General features: G+C 40.0%; 12 protein-coding genes. 1 reads left to right on the top strand and 11 read right to left on the bottom strand.

The window, feature by feature from the left end:
• Positions 1-84: 84 nt before the first annotated feature.
• The 7 genes from I6J02_RS15360 to I6J02_RS15330 all read right to left on the bottom strand — a co-directional run bounded on the left by I6J02_RS15360 (position 85) and on the right by I6J02_RS15330 (position 8,771).
• On the bottom strand, positions 85-2,499 hold the full coding sequence (locus I6J02_RS15360) for a heavy metal translocating P-type ATPase (RefSeq protein WP_201678719.1): 2,415 nt from the start codon (positions 2,497-2,499) through the stop codon (positions 85-87).
• A 218-nt stretch (positions 2,500-2,717) separates the two neighbouring features.
• Positions 2,718-3,236 (bottom strand): hypothetical protein, encoded by a 519-nt coding sequence (locus tag I6J02_RS15355; RefSeq protein ID WP_201678718.1) that lies wholly within the window; start codon positions 3,234-3,236, stop codon positions 2,718-2,720.
• A gap of 54 nt (positions 3,237-3,290) precedes the next feature.
• The gene (locus tag I6J02_RS15350) at positions 3,291-4,175 is read right to left on the bottom strand and encodes a bifunctional 5,10-methylenetetrahydrofolate dehydrogenase/5,10-methenyltetrahydrofolate cyclohydrolase (RefSeq protein WP_201678717.1); all 885 of its coding nucleotides are present in this window, start codon (positions 4,173-4,175) and stop codon (positions 3,291-3,293) included.
• A 31-nt stretch (positions 4,176-4,206) separates the two neighbouring features.
• The gene (gene lepA / locus I6J02_RS15345; protein WP_115169131.1) at positions 4,207-5,997 is read right to left on the bottom strand and encodes a translation elongation factor 4; all 1,791 of its coding nucleotides are present in this window, start codon (positions 5,995-5,997) and stop codon (positions 4,207-4,209) included.
• Positions 5,998-6,124: 127 nt separating this feature from the next.
• Positions 6,125-7,117 (bottom strand): cation diffusion facilitator family transporter, encoded by a 993-nt coding sequence (locus I6J02_RS15340; RefSeq protein ID WP_201678716.1) that lies wholly within the window; start codon positions 7,115-7,117, stop codon positions 6,125-6,127.
• Between the two features lie 219 nt (positions 7,118-7,336).
• On the bottom strand, positions 7,337-8,314 hold the full coding sequence (locus I6J02_RS15335) for an LLM class oxidoreductase (RefSeq protein ID WP_201678715.1): 978 nt from the start codon (positions 8,312-8,314) through the stop codon (positions 7,337-7,339).
• A 157-nt stretch (positions 8,315-8,471) separates the two neighbouring features.
• Positions 8,472-8,771, bottom strand: coding sequence for an ArsR/SmtB family transcription factor (locus I6J02_RS15330; protein ID WP_115169134.1), 300 nt, complete (start codon positions 8,769-8,771; stop codon positions 8,472-8,474).
• Between the two features lie 414 nt (positions 8,772-9,185).
• On the opposite strand from I6J02_RS15330, the gene I6J02_RS15325 reads away from it, so the two are divergent.
• Entirely contained in the window at positions 9,186-10,328 is a 1,143-nt protein-coding gene (locus I6J02_RS15325) for a pyridoxal phosphate-dependent aminotransferase (protein ID WP_201681743.1), read from the top strand.
• Between the two features lie 150 nt (positions 10,329-10,478).
• Here the strand turns inward: I6J02_RS15325 and I6J02_RS15320 are convergent, their stop codons facing one another.
• The 4 genes from I6J02_RS15320 to glgB form a co-directional block, all read right to left on the bottom strand.
• Positions 10,479-11,015, bottom strand: coding sequence for a hypothetical protein (locus I6J02_RS15320; protein WP_201678714.1), 537 nt, complete (start codon positions 11,013-11,015; stop codon positions 10,479-10,481).
• 72 nt (positions 11,016-11,087) lie between these two features.
• Entirely contained in the window at positions 11,088-12,359 is a 1,272-nt protein-coding gene (locus I6J02_RS15315) for a glucose-1-phosphate adenylyltransferase (protein ID WP_201678713.1), read from the bottom strand.
• A gap of 3 nt (positions 12,360-12,362) precedes the next feature.
• Positions 12,363-13,784, bottom strand: a complete 1,422-nt coding sequence (locus I6J02_RS15310) for a glycogen synthase (RefSeq protein WP_201678712.1) — start codon at positions 13,782-13,784, stop codon at positions 12,363-12,365.
• A 21-nt stretch (positions 13,785-13,805) separates the two neighbouring features.
• Positions 13,806-15,770, bottom strand: a complete 1,965-nt coding sequence (gene glgB, locus I6J02_RS15305) for a 1,4-alpha-glucan branching protein GlgB (RefSeq protein ID WP_201678711.1) — start codon at positions 15,768-15,770, stop codon at positions 13,806-13,808.
• Positions 15,771-15,785: the final 15 nt, after the last annotated feature.

Genomic DNA, 15,785 nt, shown 5'->3' with positions numbered 1-15,785 from the left:
AGTATTATAATTTATTCTTGTACTACAAATTTCGCAACTATTTATGTATTCTGATGTACATCATTATGGTAATGATGTATAATATTATTTTTTCATTTTCAGCAAAAGACTGTTACTTACCACACTCACACTGCTGAGTGCCATTGCAGCCCCTGCAATCATCGGGTTGAGTAAAAAGCCGTTTACAGGATACAACACGCCTGCCGCCAATGGAATACCGATAACGTTATAGATAAATGCCCAAAACAAATTCTGACGGATTGTAGCCACCGTTTGTCTGGAAAGACGGATCGCTTCCGGAATCTTGGTAAGATCTGAAGAGATAATGGTCATCTTAGCCACATCCATTGCGATATCACTTCCTTTACCCATCGCTATACTGACATCTGCCTGAGCGAGCGCTGTACTGTCATTGATTCCGTCACCCACCATAGCGACGACCTTACCCTGTTGCTGAAGCTGCTTTACAAATTCAGCTTTTTCATGCGGAAGTACCTCCGCTTTATATGAAGTAATAGCTGTAGCTGCTGCAATAGCCTTAGCTGTGGCCTCGTTGTCTCCGGTGAGCATATACACGGCTATACCAGCCTGTTTCAACTCCTGAATAGCTTGAATGGATGTTTCCTTGATCTGATCTGCGATTGCAAAGAGTCCCAGGATACGCTGCTCATCCGAAAACCAAATCACAGTTTTCCATTCCTTACTCCATTTATCTGCAGTTTCAGCAATATCTTCCGGGATAAGGATTCCTTTCTCCAGCATCAGTTTACGATTACCTACATAGTAAGCCATACGCTGGTAGCTCGCTTTAGCTCCTTTCCCGGTTATACTGTCGAAATCCGAGATGGTCAACATGGTCGTATCTGCAAGATGTTTGACGACAGCATCTGCCAGCGGATGTTCAGATTGTTTTTCTATGCTAAGCAACACTTGTCTGCTATGCTGATCTTCGGTATACCAAAGACTGTCAGTGACTACAGGTTTACCCTCAGTGATTGTACCCGTTTTATCCAACACCACAGCGGTTACTTTTTTAGCCAGTTCAAGGCTTACAGCATCCTTAATCAATATCCCTTTTTCGGCGCCCTTGCCTATTCCCACCATAATAGCTGTAGGTGTCGCTAAACCCAGTGCACAAGGACATGCAATCACCAACACCGTAGCTAAGGCGATTAGTCCCTGTGAAAAACCATTATCTCCACCGACAAGAATCCAGGTGATGAACGCAATAATAGCGATCGTAATTACAATCGGGACAAAGATACCGGCGATCTTATCCACCAGTTTTTGTACCGGAGCTTTGCTACCCTGTGCTTCCTGTACCATACGGATGATCTGCGCCAGCATCGTTTCCGAACCAACTTTCTCTGCTTTAAACTGAAAGCTACCTTTCTGGTTAATTGTTCCGGCAAATACAGGTTCATTTTCCTGTTTATTTACAGGAACTGGCTCTCCGCTCAGCATGCTTTCATCTACATAAGACTTTCCGCTGATCACCAGTCCGTCTACAGCAACCTGTTCACCCGGTTTGACGAGCAGAATATTCCCTACCTGCACATTGGCGATAGGAGTGATTTGTTGCTCTCCGTTTTCCCGGATTATAGTGACGGTCTTAGGTTGCAAACCCATTAGCTTCTTAATAGCGGACGAGGTATTACCCTTAGCTTTCTCTTCCAGTAATCTTCCCAGCAGAATAAAAGTCACAATGACGGCTGCCGCTTCAAAATAGACATGACCATGAATGCCTCTATCTGTCCAAAAGGATGGGAATACAGTATTAAATACACTGAAAATGTAAGCAATTCCTGATCCCAGGGCAACCAGAGTATCCATATTGGCGGAACGATGTTTCGCTTGTTTCCAGGCATTAATGAAAAAATCTTTGCCATACCACAGGACGACCGGAGTAGAAAGAAGCCACATAACCGGATTAGCGTAAGGCATATCCATATAAAACATACCGATAATGACCACCGGCAGAGTTATAATAGCTGCTCCTATAGTTTTCCTTTTTAATTTTTTAAACTTTTCCTGGTGAATCTCCTCAAGCGTTTCTGCCTGATTGTCCTCCTCTTCTATCAAAAGATCATATCCTCCTGCCTGAACAGTTTTTTGTATTTGTTCGGGGTTAGTCATATTGGGAAAATACTCAACCACCACAGAAGTGGTCGCAAAATTTACATCTGCATGGACTATACCGGGCAGGTATTTCAATAAACTTTCCACACTGGAGGCACATGATGCGCAACTCATTTCCAGTACAGGATATGTTTTACGTGTAGTAATTACCTCATATCCGAGATTCCGGATAGCCGAAACAGACTTATTTATAATATCGGGATCATTTGCTGTAATTACAGCCCGTTGATTATTTAATTCTACCTTGTGCGTATGTACACCGGAGATTTTATCGAGTTCCTTATCTATGATAAGTGCGCCATGGTCACTTTCCACATCTGCAAGTGGAATATAAATCGGAGTTTTAGTATCTGCTGTCATGTATATTAATCTTTACGACTTGAACACTGCAAATTTCAAAAATATGTGCATTAGTTCTGTTATATAGTTGTAGCATATATGTATATTATTCTATGAAAATATTAAAAAAATGTCCATTAAAACAAGATACAGTCGGGATTTACTTCCATAAAAAAGCGTTTGATCTTTCGATCAAACGCTCCAATTAAAATTAATAATCAATATGATCTATACTGATTTTAGTTTTTTAAGGCTTCACCTACTTTTTTAGCTTTGTTTTCTACATCGCTGGCTGCTTTTTTAGTTGCATCTCCAACTTTTTCAGCAGCTTCTTTTGTTTCGGCTATTGCTTTATTAGCACCATCTTTAGTAGCTTCAACAGCATTACTTGTTGCTTTTCCTGTAGCATCTGCTGCTTTGTCTAATCCTTCTTTAATATCCTGACCAGCATCTTTCAGTGCTGTTTTAGTTTTTTCCCAAGCCGTATTTGCTTCTTCAGATGCTTTACGAGCAGCTTCTTCAGCTTTTTTGTCTCCGCGGGCAATAGCATCATCTAAATCCTTTTTAGCTTGCTCAGCTTTTGCTTTTGCATCAGCTTCAGCTTTTTGCAAATCTGCAATTGCAGCATCTACATGGTCTCCTGCAGTTATGGAATCGTGATCTGCGTGATCATGTCCCGCATGCTGATTTGATGAATTATTACAAGATGCCATAGTCAAGGCTGTAGCAACTACTGCTAAAAGTGCAATTTTTTTCATATTCAATTTAATTTAGTTTAAAGACTAAATTCAACAATTTCTGTACCAAAAATTTTACTTTTGGTAGATATTACCCTTTGCAGCCTCTAATGTATTTTTCAGTAATCCGACAATAGTCATCAACCCTACTCCACCCGGTACCGGAGTGATCCAGGAAGATTTAGGTGCTACATGTTCAAAATCCACATCACCAAACAGTTTAAAACCAGATTTTGTCTCAGTAGAATCTTCACGGTTAATACCTACATCTATCACTACAGCTCCTTCTTTAACCATATCGGCTGTCACAAAATTCTTCTTCCCGATAGCCGCAACGATAATATCAGCACGAAGCACCTCAGCTTTAAGATCTTTGGTACGGCTATGTGTCAATGTTACCGTACAATTTCCCGGATTAGCATTGCGAGCAAGTAAGATACTCATCGGAGAACCGACAATATTACTGCGTCCTACAACTACAGCATGTTTACCCGCTGTTTCGATTTTATAATAATCGAGCATCAGCATAATACCATACGGAGTAGCAGGAATAAAACAAGGTAAATTACGCTGCATACGTCCCAGATTGATGGGGTGGAAACCATCCACATCTTTACGATAATCTATAGCTTCAGTGATTTTGTCCGGATCAATATGCTTTGGCAAAGGTAATTGAACAATCAGTCCGTCAATGGTATCATCCGAATTGATCTCCTGAATTTTGGCAATCAGTTCAGCTTCTGTAATATCGACATCGTATCGGATATTCGTCGAATCAAAACCAACAAGTTCACAATTGCGCATTTTACTTGCCACATAGGTTTCACTACCGCCGTCATTACCAACGAGAATAGCGACCAGGTGAGGTTTACGCCCCGCCTGAGCTGTAAAAGCTGCAGCATCGGCTTTAATATCTTCTTTAATTTTTGCAGAAACGAGTTTTCCGTCTAAAATATTCATGTTATAATAGGAATAGGATTTTATGATGCTATTAATCTAATTTCAACACCGCCATAAATGCAGATTGCGGAATTTCGACATTCCCTACCTGACGCATGCGTTTCTTACCTTTTTTCTGTTTCTCCAAAAGTTTACGTTTACGGGAAATATCCCCTCCGTAACATTTGGCAGTAACGTCTTTACGTAAGGCACTGATGGTCTCACGTGCAATAATTTTTGCTCCGATAGAAGCCTGAATTCGAATTTCAAATTGCTGACGTGGCAACAATTCTTTCAGTTTCTCACAGATTTTCTTACCGAAATCGTATGCGTTTGATCTGTGAATCAATGAAGAAAGAGCATCCACCGGCTCATCATTCAGACGGATATCCAACTTGACCAGATCCGAAGTACGGTACCCGATTTGGGTATAATCAAATGAAGCGTATCCTTTGGAAATAGTCTTCAGTTTATCGTAAAAATCAAATACAATCTCTCCCATCGGCATCTCAAATATTAATTCGACACGATCCGATGTCAGGTAAGACTGATTTACAATGACACCTCTTTTTTGAATACAAAGTGACATAATGGGTCCGACAAACTCTGCCTTTGTAATGATGTTAGCTTTGATATAAGGCTCTTCAATAGCATCCAGTTTACTTGGATCAGGCAGATCTGAAGGGTTATGAACGAGTACTTCTTCGTTATCTTTAGTCAGATAGGCTTTATACGATACGTTTGGTACTGTCGTGATAACAGTCATATCGAATTCGCGTTCCAGACGTTCCTGTATAATCTCCATATGCAGCATTCCGAGGAAACCACAACGGAAACCAAAACCAAGTGCTGCAGAAGATTCCGGTTCAAATACCAGAGAAGCATCATTTAACTGCAAACGGTGCATAGATTCGCGTAACTCTTCGTAGTCTTCTGTATCTACAGGGTAAATACCGGCAAAAACCATTGGCTTAACCTCTTCAAATCCCTGAATGGCATTCGGACTCGGACGATCTCTGTGTGTGATCGTATCCCCCACCTTCACCTCACGGGCTTCCTTGATACCTGAAATAATATAGCCTACATCACCTGTTTTGATGACATCCTTAGGAACCTGATTCAATTTTAATGTCCCGATTTCATCCGCAAAATATTCTTTGCCGGTAGCGATAAACTTAACACGGTCACCCTTACGGATCTCTCCGTTTTCTACTTTAAAGTAGGCCATGATACCGCGGAAAGAGTTGAATACCGAGTCAAAGATCAATGCCTGTAAAGGTCCGTCCGGATCTCCAACCGGAGCAGGTACACGTTTTACGATAGCTTCTAAAATATCAGGAACTCCCAATCCGGTTTTTCCGGATGCAGGAATAATATCCTCTCTGTTTCCTCCGATCAGATCAATGATCTGGTCTTTAACTTCCTCAGGCATAGCACCCGGTAAGTCCATTTTATTTAAGATAGGAATGATTTCCAGATCATGTTCCAATGCCAGGTAAAGATTGGAAATGGTCTGTGCCTGAATACCCTGAGAAGCATCTACGATCAGTAATGCACCTTCGCAGGCTGCTATCGATCGGGAAACTTCATAGGAAAAATCGACGTGTCCGGGAGTATCAATTAAGTTTAGAATATACTCCTCACCGTCTTTTTTATAATTCATCTGAATCGCATGACTCTTGATGGTAATCCCACGCTCACGCTCAAGATCCATATTATCAAGCAATTGTGCTTGCGCCTCACGTTGACTAATGGTGTTTGTAAACTCCAGTAATCGATCTGCCAATGTACTCTTACCATGGTCAATGTGGGCAATAATACAGAAATTACGAATATGCTTCATATAAGATTTTAAAATCGCTTTTTAAACAGCAAAGATACTTTTTTCACAGCATATTTAGCCCCCAAAAGATCGTGTATAATAAGATTTTTTTACAATAGCCTGCTTTTACCCGCCCTACAAGTGATTTTTACGAAGGGGTTATGCTCTCAAAATGCTTTTTATTTCGGGTTACATTTTGAATATCCCATTGTATATCATGGGCAAATGCAACTGATCGTACAGGGCAATCTGCTATTGAGCAATAGCTGCAACATTCAGGAAGACAAGGATCTGCATGTACAAAAAATTCTGTCCGGGTAGATAATTTAGCATTTACGATGGTGTCCAGAGCTGAAATCTCGTCGTGTACCCTATCCAGTTTATAATATCGGGGCAGTGTCAGGTGACAGTCTACATGCAGCTCATTTCCATAACGCTGTACCCTCAGGTTGTGAATATCTATCCATTCTGTACGCCTGACGGAATTCAATGTATCTACGACCTCATTGACCAGTTCAAGATCCGATTCATCCATCAAGCCGCCTATTGACTTTCGTAACAACCGATAACCGTTAAATAAAATAAAACCACCTAATAATAAAGAGATGACACTGTCTAACCAGGTCAGGTGAGTCCAGGTGATAAGCAGAAGACCAATAAGGAGACCAAATGTGCTGTATGCATCGACCTGCAGGTGCTTTCCGTCCGCTTCGATAGTCAGGGATTTGAGCAATCGTCCTCTTTTAACAAGGTAAACACCTACAATAAAATTGACAAGGCCCGTTACTGCTATCAATCCTATACCTTCCGAAAGATTGAGCAATTCATTGGGAAAGAAAAGATTATAAACAGCTTTAACAAGAATAATGAGCCCCGCAATAAAGATGAGTCCGCCTTCAACAAAGACAGAGAAGAACTCTACTTTTCCATGTCCGTAAGGATGGTTTTCGTCTCTGGGCCTTGCAGACAGATAGATACTGTAAAATGCAAAGCCCGATGCGACCACATTCACGATACTTTCTGCAGCATCTGTAAATATTGCATTCGAATCTGTAATTAGATAAGCGGTAAACTTTATCAGCATCAGCACAAGACCCGTCAGCAAGGATAGAAGTACTAATCTCTTTTCTCTGGACATCATTTAAGATTTTTTTATTAAAAATGTAGTCTTCCGATTTCAGTTTTGCTCAACCATTTTTTAGCTAAAGTTTCCCCTAGACCACCAATGAAGTTAGTTTGGGTACCTTTTAGATATTTCAATTTATAAAAGTATGATAATAATTACCCAAATTAATATTAAATATCGTTTCCAATAATTTAGTTTGTTTTTGTTTACAGATAATACTTCACCTTCTATATTTTACTTCAAAAGTGTTGGAAAATATGGTAAAACTTCTTCTGCCAGTTCTTCTACAACATCTTGTAAAGGACGCTTACTGAATTGAATGCCTAAAGCAGCATGATTTACACCTGCATGTTGCCATTCATTCAGTAATTCAATAAGTCCTAACCTTCCGGTCTTTAATACAAAACCGCCATTTAACGGCGTCCTTGGAAAATAGGGATCTTCAGATAATTCTATCCATTCATTCGTCATGTGCGGTTTAAAGTGTTTGTTAGGAATAAGATTTCTCCATGCAGTTATTTTATCAGCAAGTTTTAATGTGTCATTTTTAGTTGTTGTCGATCCGGGATAAGTCATCCAGCCATCTCCATTTTTAGCAATCCATTCTAACGGTTGCTGACTTGCTCCTGTAATTAATGTTGGAATCTGTTTAGTTACAGGCTTAGGTAACAGATCAACTCCGTTCATTGATGTTAAGCTGGAATCTATTTTTGGAAAAGTCGTTTGACTTAATTGACGGAACTCTTCTAAAACTTGTCTAAATCGCTCACCTCTGCTTTCGAAAGGTATTCCAAATGCAGGAAATTCTATTGCTCGATCTCCCGATCCAACTCCAAGAACTAGCCTGTTACCAGACAGTTGATCTATTGAAGAACTAACTTTGGCCAAAGAAATTGGGTGCCAAAATGGTAAAATAATACTACCAGTCCCTAGTATTATATTTTTTGTTACGCCAGCGATATATGACAAATATGTGAACGGATCATAGACTTGTCCTACATCACCAAAATGAGGATCAAACAGTGGAATATCGCGTACCCAAATAGCTCCGAATCCTTTTTCATCCATTTGTTGAATAAGGCTTATATGAGCTGCAAAATCATTTAAATTTCCTGAATAAATACGGAGAGGGAGAAATATTCCTATCGTTAGTTTATTTGGTGAGTACAAGCGATTAAAAGCAAGGTGGTCTTTAAAATTAGATGTTTCCATATTATGATAATTTATATTGTTTTTAAAATTTTAGATATTTAGAATTTTAGATATTATTAGCTAAAAAAATATTTGTCTCTATTTAGATGTCTATTATGGTCTTCATTAAGAGTTAGTTAGTTCCCTTAAAACAAGCATAGCAGCAATAGCCCATAAATCATAGTTGACTCTTTATGTAATCTGCTAATTCCTGGATCTTTTCTTCATTACGCTTGTAATATGTCCATTGTCCTTCTCTGGTGGACTTTAAGACACCACTGTTGACCATAGAGGTGAGATAAGTAGAAGTTGTAGATTGCGAAATTCCAGCCTTTTTCTGAATCACACTCATACAAACACCGTAATCCTTAACTTCAGGTTCAATGTCCACTGCATCAAAATATTTATGAGGTTCTTTTAACCATGTTAAAATCTGTAAACGGTGCTCGTTTGATAAAATCTTGAATAACTCAACCATATCTATATATCTAAAAATATAGAAGTAAAGTAACAACTAAAAAATAGAATAATAAAATTCTGGGAGCAAAAATTTATACTTTGTTATTGCTTAGTTGTTTTTTTTACTTTGAAAGTACCAATTACCGATTTAGACTAAATTGCAGGATTATCGATTAAAGAATCTGTGCTAAATTTACAGAAAATCAGCTGTCCTGATTCTCATTTTTGAGAAAACAAAACTACGGGTTATTTTATATTTCTTAAGTTTCAGCTCATAATTATAGATTTTGATAAAATTTCCTGAATTTGTTTTTCTTTTTTCAAGAAATTAACCCATTATTTGCATTCTATATAATATCTTTGTGATACCATGAGTACAACATCAATTTTATCAGATAGGATTAATAATTTATCCGAATCAGCTACGCTAAAAATGACAAAACTTGGTCGTGAATTAGCTGCAAAAGGAGTCAATGTCATCAGTTTAAGTGTTGGAGAACCGGATTTCAATACGCCAGACAATGTTAAAGAAGCTGCTAAAAAAGCTCTTGACGAAAACTATACACGTTATTCTCCTGTTCCGGGATATCCCGAACTAAGACAAGCAATTGTCAATAAATTGAAAAATGAGAACAACCTGGATTATGATATTTCGCAGATTGTAGTTTCTACAGGGGCTAAACAATCTCTATCAAATGTATTACTGACGTTGATCAATCCGGGCGATGAGGTGATCATCCCTACTCCATATTGGGTTTCTTACTCTGAAATGGTTGTATTAGCCGAAGGAAAATCCGTATTTATAGATACTGAAATTGATCAGGATTTCAAGATTACCCCTGCCCAGTTAGAAGCAGCAATCACTCCTAAATCAAAAGTATTTATGTTCTCTTCTCCATGTAACCCGACTGGTTCAGTATACAGCAAAGAAGAGCTGGCAGGCTTGGTAGCGGTATTTGAAAAACATCCTGAAATCTACATTATATCAGATGAAATCTACGAGCATATTAATTTTGTTGATCAGCACGAATCTATAGCGCAATTTGAGAGCATTAAAGACAGAGTAATCGTAGTCAACGGTTTTTCAAAAGCATTTGCGATGACCGGATGGCGTCTTGGATATATAGCCGCAAACAAAGAGATAGCTGCAGCTAATGATAAAATGCAGGGACAGACCACTTCAGGAACTTGTTCTATTTCACAACGTGCAGGTATCGCCGCTTACGAAGGCGGACTGGAAAGTGTGAATAAGATGAAAGAAGCGTTTGCGCGCAGACGTCAGCTAGTGTATGACCTGTTGAATGATATTCCGGGAGTAAAAACAAACCTTCCTCAGGGTGCATTTTACTTCTTCCCTGAAATCAGTTCTTTCTTTGGAAAAAAAGACGGTAACGGGAATGTTATTCAAAATTCTGCAGATCTGGCATTGTATCTTTTAAATGAAGGACATGTCGCTACAGTAGGTGGTGATTCATTCGGAAACAATAATTATATCCGTCTTTCATATGCTGCTTCAGATGAAAACCTGAAAGAAGCTCTGAGAAGAATTAAGGAAGCTTTATCTAAACTTAGCTAAAAACAAAAAAGGTACTGAAAAGTACCTGTTATAACTTTTCGCCATCTCGGCCTGCGGAACAGTTTACTAAAATAAGACGCATATTTTAGAATTCTTTCCCGGTTGAAATGGCGTTTTTTTTGTGCCTGTCAAAAACAGAAACTGCTGAGCCTATTGCTGTCCCTGATCTGCAGATGGCAATGGTGGCGGCATTGATTCCTGAGGCTGATTGGCAGCAAGTTTTCCACATATACGCCTGATTATTTCAGAGAAATACGGGTAATATATCGCTCCCCAGATCTGAGTTCCTCTGAAGTGAACAGGCTGCTTATATTTTTTAAGATACGCTACCGGAACTTCAAAAGCAGAGAAATGTGCATTGGGGTCTGCCATGCAATATGCCGCTCCATCTTGTGTTATCTCATCACCAACCAGAATAGCTATAGCGCCAACTCCGGACTGTAATCCTCTGGGCCAGCCTTTATTATTATGAATAGCATAATCATAACATGCCTTTGCAAAGGATCTCATCATCAATTGCGTCATAGTACCATTCACTTCTGCAATAAATACAAAAGTATTCAGCTGTGTAGCCATCCATCGCCAGCGGAATCTTTTGACATATCCGATATGACAAGGAATGTTGCAGATGATTTCTTTAGCGAAATACATCTGCTCTTCCTTTAATATTTTTTCAGCATCTATCATAGGTAGTATTTAATTATAAATGTTTATGTATAAAAAAGTTATGCTTACTTCAGGATAATCTCCCCAGTTACCTTATCCTATTTTAAAACCGTGAGGAATTATTGCATTTTTCTTTACCACTACAATCCCGTCACGAATAGTATAGGTATCAAAATCCCCATCCGGTAAATGCGTACCTCCTTTTATATAAACATCATTTCCTATCCTACAGTTTTTATCAAGAATAGCTTTTTCAATATGGCAGTTCTCACCAACTCCTACAGGTGGCGGCGCCTGGGTGTTTGTCAACTCAATAACCTCGGTCAGATGTTCATAATAATCACAGCCCATCATATAGGTCGAATGTAACCGGGTTCCTTTTCCTATTCTGGAACGTATGCCGATAACAGATTTCTCCAGACTTTCAGCTACTATTATGCATCCGTCCGCTACGATACTATTGATCACCGTAGTCCCCGAAATCTTGGAAGGAGGCAACATCCGCGCTCTGGAAAAAATTGTGTTCTTGTCAAAGAGATTAAATAAAGGAATGTCATCCGTCAATCCAATATTAGCTTCGAAGAAAGAATCAATTGTACCGATATCTGTCCAGTATCCGTCATACTGATAGCTTAAAACATTTTTCTGTCCAATGGCGTCCGGAATAATTTCCTTACCGAAGTCCATTCCCGGGTTTTCATTCAGCAACTGATTTAGAATTCCTTTTGAAAACACATAAATACCCATAGAAGCCAGATAATTACGCCCTTGCGCTTTCATATTATCACTCACTTCAGAAGTCCAGTTCGGAAGTAATTCAGTACTTGGTTTTTCAATAAAAGAAGTAATTTCATTCCGCTCATTTGCTTTCAGTATACCAAAACCCGGAGCATCTTTTTTGGATACCGGAATGGTAGCAAGAGTGACCTCCCCTTTGTTTTGAATGTGAAAATCAATGAGCTCCGAAAAATCCATTTGGTAAAGCTGGTCACCGGAAAGAATAAGCACATAATCGTAATCTACATTTTGCAAATACTTGCGAGATCGTCTTACTGCATCGGCAGTACCTTCGTACCAGCGATCACCTTCATTCGTTTGCTCTGCAGCCAGGATATCTACAAAACCTTTGCTAAAGCCGCTAAAAATGTATGTGTTCTTGATATGCTTATTCAGCGAAGCCGAATTAAACTGGGTCAATACGAAAATCCGTATAAATCCTGAATTCAGACAGTTCGAAATAGGAATATCTACCAGGCGATATTTGCCGGCAATCGGAACAGCTGGTTTGGACCGTTCATCGGTCAGGGGAAAAAGACGCGTACCACGTCCTCCGCCCAATACTATGGATACGACTTTTGGCAACATAATCTATTTATTTATCTGGTTATATAAATGAATGTATTTTTTAGCCGATGAGTCCCATGAAAAATCAAGGGACATTATTTTCTTCCTGTTCTTATCGAACCGGGCTTTGTCTTCCGCAAAAAGGATAGCACGTTCTATACCCTCTATTGCACTTTCTACTGTTGCCTCATCGAATGAAATACCATAACCGTCCTCAGCGGTAATATCAACGACAGTATCCTTGAGTCCGCCAATTGCCCTCACTACTGGCACAGTACCGTACCGCAGTGAATATAACTGATTAAGTCCGCAAGGTTCAACACGCGATGGCATAAGCAACAAATCGGCCGATGCATAGACCCAATGTGCAAGAGATTCATCATAACCGAAAAACGCGGCAAAACGTCCTTCATAATGACCTGTTAATCCTTCTAACGATGCTCTGATTTCCTGATCGCCGGAACCTAAAATAAATATACTTAATTTTTCGTTTTTAACCTCAAATAAATTAACAATAATCTCATTTAATAAATCTGCACCCTTTTCGGTTGCAAACCTGCCTATAAACACCATTAAAGGCACTTTAGGATCTAAGCCATAGGCTTTACAAAAAGATTCTTTATTTGCCTTTTTCCCGGAAGTTACATTCCTGGCCTGAAAATGAACTTTTACAGCCGGATCCGTTTGCGGATCCCAGATTTCGGTATCAATTCCATTGACAATGCCATATCCTTTACCAGATTCATCTGCAAATAGTGACTGCAGCCCATTGGCATCTGTATATAGTTCACGGAGATATCCCTCGGAAACAGTCGTGAATGCTGTACAGCATTTGATAGCTGCTGCCAAGGGATTAATAAGTCCATCCCAATCCAGAAGCCCCCATTTCCAGGTATCAAAAGCCGGTAAAAGAATACCTTTATTCCAATTCATCCATCCCTGATATTGTCCGTTATGCACAGTAACGACTGTTTTGACTTCGCGCAAACGTTCAAAATCATTACCCCACTGTATCAAAAATGGAATAAGACCTACATGATGATCATGGCAATGCACTACATCCGGAGTCTGACCAGATTGAATCAACCAGTCCAGAAATGCATGTTGAAAGGCAATAAACTGTTCTCCCTCATCAGCATATCCGTACACATCTGCACGGTCCAGATATCCCGGTATCCGAATCATATAAAGTTCATACCCCAACACCTGGTCCTGTTCTTTCCAAATCTCATAGGCTATCGTTGCAGATCCCATTGCGAACATACCTGTCGCAATCACGGCAAAAGAGTGTTGCAGAATAAAGGGTTTATCATACCATGGCATGACCACAGACGCATGGATACCTAACCGGTTCTGGTATTTGGGCAATGCTCCCACCACATCCGCCAGCCCTCCTACTTTGGCCACAGGATAGCACTCAACACTCAGGTGAATAACATTCATCATAATCTTTAGAAATTAAAAAAATCAAACAACCGGACTTCTTGAAGACAACATTTTAGCTATTGGAACATCTTTGACAACAGCTTTTCTTTTCAGCGCTACTCCGCATAAAGGAGGAAGATCAACTGTAATAGAATACAACTGTCCCATCCAGGAAAGGTGCTCCGAAGCTGTGGTATGCACGGAAGCTCCGCTTCCAAAATATTTAAGGTCGTCCGAATTGAGAACAACCTCCCATTCTCCGGCCAATGGCACACCTATACGGAATGCCGGTCTGACCACTGGTGTCAGATTCAGGACAACAAGAATCTGATCTTCCTCGTCATAACCTTTACGAGCATATACAAAGACAGACTGATCTGCATCCCCTAATTCTATCCAATGAAATCCGGAATGCTCAAAACTGCGTTGATACAAGGCGGAATGATTTTTATAAAAGGCGTTCAGGTCTGCTACAAATGATTTCATTCCCTTATGTGGAGCATAATCCAACAGATGCCAGTCCAGCGACTGCTCTACATTCCATTCCTGCGTCTGTGCAAACTCATCTCCCATGAACAGGAGCTTGGTACCACTGAATGTGAACATGTACAGATATAATGCACGTAGATTGGCAAATTTCTGCCATTCATCGCCTGGCATTTTATAAATCAGAGACTGCTTGCCATGCACTACTTCATCATGTGAAAGTGGCAACATAAAATTTTCATGATAAGCATATACTGTAGCAAATGTCATCTTATGGTGATGATATTTTCGGTTTACAGGATCTTCTTTAAAATAGCTCAGAGTATCATGCATCCACCCCATCATCCATTTCATCCCAAACCCCAGACCTCCGGTATACGTAGGTCTGCTGACACCTGGCCAGGAGGTAGATTCTTCAGCAATGGTCTGCACATCGGGAAAGTGGCTGTAAACAGCCTCATTAAATTCTTTCAGAAAATCTACAGCTTCCAGATTTTCTCTTCCGCCAAATTCGTTCGGGATCCACTCCCCTTCTTCTCTCGAATAATCCAGGTAAAGCATAGACGCTACAGCATCCACACGTATACCATCAATGTGAAACCGTTCCAGCCAGTAAATCGCATTACTGATCAGAAATGCCCGTACTTCATTTCGGCCGTAATTAAAAATATGAGACTTCCAGTCCGGATGGAATCCTTTACGCGGATCTTCATGCTCATACAGATGTGTTCCATCAAAACGGTGGAGTCCGTGACTATCTCCCGGGTAATGGGAAGGCACCCAGTCCATAATTACTCCGATACCATTTTTATGCAACTGCTCAATCAGGTACATCAAATCCTGCGAACTTCCGTATCTCGATGAAGCAGCATAATAACCGGTGATCTGATACCCCCAAGAAGGGTAATACGGATGCTCCATGACAGGGAGAAATTCGACATGGGTAAATCCCAATTCTGTAATGTATGGAACCAGCTTATCAGCAATCTCTCTGTAATTCAGCAAACGAGCCGGATCTTGGGGATCACGCATCCAGGATCCTAAATGCATTTCGTACACCGAAAAAGGCTGGTTAAGTCCGTTATTTACATATCGTTTCTGCATCCAGTCCTCATCATCCCACTCATACCAGTTAGTCGATACAACAGAAGCTGTACTTGGCGGTATTTCCCATTGTAAAGCATAGGGATCACCTTTTTCGAGGATTTCTCCGGAATTTGCTTCTATATGATATTTATAAACCTCACCGTTTCCTATTTTCGGAATAAAACCTTCCCATATTCCGCTACCGTCCCAACGCACAAATAAGCTGTGGCTATGGGGATTCCAGCCGTTAAAGTTTCCGATAACGGATACCTTACGGGCATTTGGAGCCCAGACGGAAAAATACACACCCTCTACATGACTTACCGTAAGTACATGGGATCCGAATTTTTCATAGAGCTTATATAGCTTTCCTGCACGAAACAGGCTGACATCATAGTTCGTAAACAGCGAATAAACTTCTACCGGTTGGCTCATAATCAGTTTGGATTA

It is taken from the genome of Sphingobacterium spiritivorum, assembly GCF_016725325.1.
Taxonomy (GTDB): Bacteria; Bacteroidota; Bacteroidia; order Sphingobacteriales; family Sphingobacteriaceae; genus Sphingobacterium.
The sequence above is the reverse complement of the archived record's forward strand: the minus strand, read 5'-3'. Positions and strand labels throughout refer to the sequence as shown.